The 4,847-nt window shown below is 74.7% G+C and carries 3 protein-coding genes; 2 read left to right on the plus strand and 1 reads right to left on the minus strand.

Annotated elements, in window-relative coordinates:
* Positions 1–324 precede the first annotated feature (324 nt).
* Complete coding sequence (locus tag E0D90_RS23580) at positions 325–1,509, plus strand: outer membrane protein assembly factor BamB family protein (protein ID WP_438827440.1); 1,185 nt, start codon at positions 325–327, stop codon at positions 1,507–1,509.
* Between the two features lie 164 nt (positions 1,510–1,673).
* On the opposite strand, the gene E0D90_RS23585 is transcribed toward E0D90_RS23580, so the two are convergent.
* On the minus strand, positions 1,674–2,483 hold the full coding sequence (locus tag E0D90_RS23585; protein WP_130800004.1) for a hypothetical protein: 810 nt from the start codon (positions 2,481–2,483) through the stop codon (positions 1,674–1,676).
* A gap of 277 nt (positions 2,484–2,760) precedes the next feature.
* Here E0D90_RS23585 and E0D90_RS23590 point away from each other — a divergent pair, with 277 nt between their 5' ends.
* Positions 2,761–4,797: an endonuclease/exonuclease/phosphatase family protein gene (locus E0D90_RS23590; protein ID WP_157996929.1), complete on the plus strand. Its 2,037-nt coding sequence runs from the start codon at positions 2,761–2,763 to the stop codon at positions 4,795–4,797.
* Positions 4,798–4,847: the final 50 nt, after the last annotated feature.

The raw sequence follows: 4,847 nt of genomic DNA on the forward strand, positions 1-4,847 counted from the left end.
TTCCAAGAAGAAGACGGCATACGATTTTGCCTCTTGTCTCGTGGCCTCGGAGATGTTTAAAAGAGCCAGCCCCCCCCCCCCCCCACTCCGCACCATGCGACGCCCCAGCACGCCACACCCCAGCACCCGGCCACGCCGCATCCCGTCCCGCCGCACTTCGCGTCGCCCGCCGCGCCCGCGCTGCCGTCGGCGCACTCCTCCACCTCGCCCCCGGCGTCCGCCCGGCACGCCGCACCGCTGCCGGCCCACGGGCTGCCCACCCCGCCGCCGTCCGCCGCCGCGCCCCTGCACGGCCCGTCCGGCCCGGCGACCCCACCACACCGCGTGGCCCCCGTCCACGCCGGCTCCTCCATGGCCGAGACGCCCCCGGCGGCCCCGGCGCAGTGGCGGCCCTGGCGGTTCCGGATGTCCAACGACCTCTGGGGCTCCCCGGTGGTACGCGGCGGGCTCCTCTATGTGACCTCCTTCGAGGTCCACGCCCTCGATGTCACCAGCGGGCGGCGCCAGTTCAAGACCCGCGAGGTCGCCTGGGCGATGGCGGTCACCGGCGGCCGGGTCATCGCCTCCGACGGGCCCAGCCTCTACGCCCTGGACTCCACCGACGGCACCGACCGGTGGCGGCTGGCGGGCGACGGCTGGATCTACTCGCTGCACGCCGAACGCGGCACCGTCGTCACCGGCACCCGCGGCGGCGGCGTCCAGGCGTGGGAGGCGGGCAACGGCGAGCGGCTGTGGTCGCTCTCCGGCGCCCAGTCCGACTTCGAGACCCAGGAGACCGGCCCGGTCATCGAGGGCGGCACCGTCTTCATGTGGGGCGACGGCCAGGTCTACGCCCTGGAGGCGCGCACCGGCAGCGAGCTGTGGCGTCACCACGTCGGTGACGCCACAGCCACCGGTGGTGTCCCCGTGCGGGTGCGTCCCGGCCCGGACGGCGTGGTTCACATCGCCGCCGGCTCTCGCGTGCTGGCGCTGGACGCCGCCTCCGGCGCGGAACGCTGGCGTTTCGACGCGCCCGCCGCCGTGCTCTGCCCGCCGACCTATGTGCCGGGGTACGGCGGCCAGGGCGGCGTGTACTTCGCCGACTACCTCGGCACCGTCTACGCGCTGGACCCGGCCACCGGCGACGACCGGTGGCGGATACCGACCGAGGCCCGCCAGTCCTCGGAGCCGGTGCTGGTCGCCGACGGCCTGGTCCACCTGGGCAGCGGCAACGCCGTCTACACGCTGGACGCCGCCAGCGGCACCCCGCGCTGGCGCTTCGCGGCGGGCGACACCATCGTCGGTTCGCCCGTCGTCGCCGACGGCCGGGTCCACTTCGGCTCCGAGGACCGTTGCCTGTACACGGTCGACGCGGTCAGCGGACGGCTCAACTGGAAGCTGGAGACCGGCGGCGCCATCACCGGCAGCCCGGCAGCGGCCAACGGCGTGGTCTTCGCCTGCTCCACGGACCACTGCGTCTACGCGCTGGACGCCGCGCGCGGCACCCGCATGGCCACCTCCGAGAGCTGATCCGGGGCCCGGACGTGCCGTGTCCGGACAGCCGGCCGTCCGGACACGGGTGAGCCCCCGCCCGGAGGCGGGTGAGCCCCCGCGCGGACACGGGTGAGCCCCCGCGCGGACACGGGTGAGCCCCCGCCCGGAGGCGGGGGCCCGGCAACGGTGAACCGGTCGGCTCAGGCGGCGTCCCGGCCGCCCTCGCGCCCCGTGTCGCCCTCGTCCCGACGGCGCGCGTCGTCCCAGCCGCCGCGCTTGCCGTTGTCCCAGGGACCGTCGACCACTCTGCCCCGGCCGTCTCCGGGCGCCCCCGGGGAACGGGGGTCACGAGCGTCGCGCGGCTGGTCGTAGCGCGGTTCGTCGCCGTACCCGGCGTCGTCGCCGTAGCGGGCGTCGTCCGGGCCACCGGGGTGGCGCGGGTCGTTCGGGTCGACGGTGCGTCCCGGCGCGTACGGGTCGTGCGAGGCGCGCGGGTGGTGGTCGTACGGGCCGTCCTCCACCGCGTCGTGGTCGTCGTCCCGGTCGACCCGCCGGTCCGCGCGGTCCGTGCCGCGGTGCCGTCCGTGGACCGCCGCCGGATGCCGTCCGGCCATCAGCGCGGAGCCGAGCAGCAGCAGCCCGCCGCCGATCAGCGCCCCGACCGTACCGATCTTGAAACCGTTGTCGCCGATCACCAGGGTGTCGGCGACCTGGTACTGCCGGACCATCCACAGGACCGTGATGCCCAGCACCAGCACACCCGCGAGCGCGACCATCAGCCGCGACCGCAACAGCACACCGGCGACCGCGACCACCGCCGCCACCAGCATGACCAGGAAGATCCCGGCGAACAGGTCGGCGCGCGCGCCGGTCAGCCCCGAGCCGGAGAACAGCTCCTGGAGCCGGACATCGCGTCCGACGGTGTCCCCGTACCAGTCTCGGAAGGGGCTGATCAACGCCAACGCCGCACCGATGACGGCGAGCACGGCGCCCAGCACGTTACGCAACATGGCCTAGCCTCCAAAGGGAATGCGTCCCCCGATCGACGCTACGCCGGGGCACCGGGCCCCGCACGCCGGAACCGTGGCGCGCACGGCGCTGGTCTGCGACCCTGCGGGCGTAATAGCCTCGGCGATCATGCCCCTGCCGTCGTCTTCGTCGTCCTCCACGCCGTCGTCATCCGGACGGTCGTCATCGTCCGGCTCGTCGCCGGGCCCGTCCGAGGACACCCTCGCCCCCGCTGCGCCCGACGCAGCCTCCGCCGCGGGATCTGCCACCGTCGTGGCGGTGGCAGACCCGGACATCACCGCCACCGGCGCGGCCGATGCCACCGCCGGTTCCGGTTCTGGTTCCGGTGCTGGCTCCGGGCCGTCGGATCGGTCCGTACCGGACGCCCCCGGCGGTCCCGCGTCGCTGCCCCCGCTGTCGTCGGACGGTGTGCTGCCGGTCCGGCCGCGCTGGCCGTGGCCGGCTGCCGCCCCGCTCACCAGCGTGCTCGTGGTCCTGACCACCATCGCCGCACTGGAGATGCTGCGGCTCTCCGGTCCCGTACTGGACGGTGTCGCCGTCCGCCACGGTGTGCCGCTCGCCGCGCTGGCCGCCGTGGTCACCTACGGGGCGGCGGCGCTCGCCGGACCTCTGACCTGGTGGGTCGGCTCCCGTGAGGCCGTGTTCGCGGCGCTCTGCGGACTGGCCGTGCTACGCCTGGTGGTGCAACTGCCGTCCGCGCGAGGGCTGTTGACGGTGGGGCTGGCCGTCGCCGTCGCGCTCGTCGCCCTGCTGCTGGTGCTGCGCGCCGCTCTGGGCACCCAGGACGGGCCGGCCTGGGTGGCTCGCGCCGTCGCTCTCGGCGTCGCCATAGACGTCGCGGTGCGGTTGCCGCTGGACCTGTGGGACCCGGTCTGGCGCGGCGGGATCGTCGGCTGGTCGCTGGCCCTGGTGCTCTCCCTCGCCCTCGCCGGTGCCGGCTACGCCCGCTACCGGGAGAGCGCCGCCGTTCCGCTGCCGGTCACCGCACAGCTCGCGGTCGCCGGCCCGGTCCTCGCACTCCTCGGCGTCTTCCTGGCCTCCCCGGCGTTCGTCGCCTCGCAGGCCGGAATCTCCCAGCCCTCCGCCGGACTGTGGATCGCCGGTGGCCTCCTCGCCGGGATCGCCTGCCTGTCGCTGCCGCCGATGCGCGCCGCCGGACCGGCCGCGGCCGTGCTGCTGCCGGTCCTGATCACGGCGCTGCTGCTGGCCCCGCCGCTGCTCGCCGGACCCCTGACGCTGCTGGCGCTGGCGCTCGTCCCCGCGCTGCTGACCCGCGCGGTGACCCTTCGCGACGGCGGACGCCGATGGACCGCACTCACCGGCATGACCCTCGCCGGTCTCGGCTGCGGCCTCGGCTACGTCGTCGTGGTGTTGCCCTACCAGGCGCACTACGAGATGCCGATGCCCGTGCCCAACCTGTTCTTCCCGCTGCTCGGAGCAGCCCTGATCGGCTGGGCCGCCTGGACCGCGGAGCCGCCCGCCCGGCCCACCCGGGTGATGGCGCCGCTGCTGACCGCGGGCGTGCTGTTCGCCGTCCCGCCGCTGCTCGACGCCACGCGCGGCGTCGCCCAGCCGCTCCCGACCGACACCGCCGACGGCAGCTACCGGCTGCTCTCCTGGAACGTGCACTACGGCGTGGACCGCGACGCTGAGGTGGTGCCGGAGCAGATCCTCTCCGTCATCAAGGAATCCGGTGCCCACGTCGTGGTGCTCCAGGAGGTGCCGCGCGGCTGGCCGATCAGCGGTGGAGGGGACCTGCTCACCTGGCTGGAGAACCGGCTCGACGTGACGGCCGTCTGGTCCCCGGCCGCCGACCGCCAGTTCGGCAACCTCATCCTCACCAGCCTGCCGGTCACCGAGTCCCGGGTGGAGAAGCTGCCGCAGGCCGGCGGCACCATGGAGCGGTCCTACGCGGTCGCCGACATCGAGCTGGGCAACGGCACGACCACCCGCGTCGCCACCACACACCTCCAGCACGCCGACGCCCGCGACACCCGGCTGGTGCAGCTGGAAACCCTGCTCGCCGACCACCGGGAGGAGCCGTTCTCCGTGCTGGCCGGCGACTTCAACGCCGAGCCGGGCTGGCCGGAGGTGGACACCGTGCTCGACGCCGGGTTCCGCAGCGCCCAGGACGAGGCAGGCGACCCGTCCCAGCCGACCTCCCCGACGCACGACCCCTCGTACCGCATCGACTGGATCTTCGGCAGCGAGGGCGCGGACTTCGAGGACTTCCGGTTGCTGGACTCCACGGCCTCGGACCACGCGCCGCTGACGGTGACCGTGCTCCAGCGCTGACCTGGCGAGTCCCGGGTGTGGCGTTGCGGGGGTGCGGGGGTGCGCGGGTG

It is taken from the genome of Streptomyces otsuchiensis, from assembly GCF_004305975.1.
Taxonomy (GTDB): Bacteria; Actinomycetota; Actinomycetes; order Streptomycetales; family Streptomycetaceae; genus Streptomyces; species Streptomyces otsuchiensis.

Coding starts and splice junctions, on each gene's coding strand:
- E0D90_RS23585 (WP_130800004.1), bottom strand. CDS start 2,483: ATGTTGCGTAACGTGCTGGGCGCCGTGCTCGCCGTCATCGGTGCGGCG.